We start from the raw sequence: 1,401 nt of genomic DNA, 5'->3' as shown, positions 1-1,401 counted from the left end.
CCCTCGAAGCAGTCGCAGGCCAACCCCAACCAGAACGCCCCATCCTTTCTATGGGCCCAGTTCAAGTGCGGCTCAGCGGCTGGGCTTCCTGGTACGGCCCGGGCTTTAACGGCAACCTCAGCGCCAGCGGCGAGCGTTTCAACCAAAATGATCTGACCGCAGCCCACCGCCACTTGCCGTTCGGAACTAGAGTGATGGTGCGAAATCTCGACAACGGTCGCACCGTAGTTGTCCGGATCAATGACCGTGGCCCCTATGTGGGCGATCGGGTGATTGACTTGTCCGCAGGCGCGGCCAGCGTCCTGGGAATGATCGGCAGCGGTGTTGCGAGAGTGGAAATCGAAGTGATCGAACCGCAGCAGCAAACAACTGTAGAACGGTAAACGGTACAGTAAGGCACGATCCAAAAGTTATCCGAAGTCTAAGAAGGGTCGATTGCCCGGGCAGGTGGTAGGAGCGGGCTTACCAAAAATATCTGCCAACAATCTCCAACCTCAAAAACCCGCCCTGGCTTTTTATCTCGATCGATCGGACATAATGTCAGCAGGTATAAGTCCTAATTTTACCGTTATTTTGGAAGAGACAAAATAACGGTAAAATCTCTGATGAAATTTATTGGAATTGATTTAGGTTGGAGTTCAGGAGCCAGCGGTTTGTGCTGCTTAAACTGGGAAAATAATCAGTTACAATTAATCGAGTGCGATCGCCTCTTAGCAACCAACGAAATTCTCGGCTGGCTCGATCGCCAAATCTCCCCAACCGAACCAGCGATCATCGCCGTAGACGCACCCACAATCATCACCAATCCTACCGGAATGCGCCTCGCCGACAAACTCACGCACAAACACTTTGGGCGCTACCACGCAGGCTGCTATCCCGCCAACCTTTCCCGCCCCTTCGCCCAAAAAACAGTCGAATTTGGCCTCAGTTTAGAAAGCCGAGGATTTGTCCACGCACCGATAATGGAATCTCAAAAACTAGGCAGATATCAAATAGAAGTTTTTCCCCATCCAGCGACAATAAATTTATTTAATTTAGACAGAATTATCAAATATAAAAAAGGGAAAATGGCAGAACGTCAACAAGAATTGATGAAACTCTGCCAGTATATTATAGATATTTTACCGAGCCTTGAACCAAGTCTTAATCTCGGAGATATCCCGAATCAAAATCCGCGTTCATCTGCGTTTATCTGCGGTTCAAATCTCCCCGCTATCCCCACCAGCACCGCCACCCTCAAAGCCTTAGAAGACCAGCTAGATGCTTTGCTGTGTGCTTATATTGGGGCGTACTGGTGGTACTGGGGAATAGAGCGGAATCTCGTATTGGGCGATCGCACCACCGGCTACATTGTTATTCCCCAACTTCCATAACAAGAGGGGGAGAGAGAGGGGGAGAGAG

The 1,401-nt window shown here is 50.0% G+C and carries 2 protein-coding genes; both read left to right on the top strand.

Going from position 1 to position 1,401, the window contains the following annotated elements; genetic code table 11:
* The coding region (locus IQ270_RS30275; RefSeq protein ID WP_193976782.1) for a septal ring lytic transglycosylase RlpA family protein at positions 1-383 on the top strand (383 nt) is incomplete at its 5' end.
* Between the two features lie 222 nt (positions 384-605).
* Complete coding sequence (locus IQ270_RS30270; protein ID WP_193976781.1) at positions 606-1,373, top strand: DUF429 domain-containing protein; 768 nt, start codon at positions 606-608, stop codon at positions 1,371-1,373.
* The last annotated feature ends 28 nt before the right edge of the window (positions 1,374-1,401 follow it).

The organism is Microcoleus sp. LEGE 07076 (assembly GCF_015207455.1).
Classification (GTDB): domain Bacteria; phylum Cyanobacteriota; class Cyanobacteriia; order Cyanobacteriales; family Microcoleaceae; genus Microcoleus.
The sequence above is the reverse complement of the archived record's forward strand: the minus strand, read 5'-3'. Positions and strand labels throughout refer to the sequence as shown.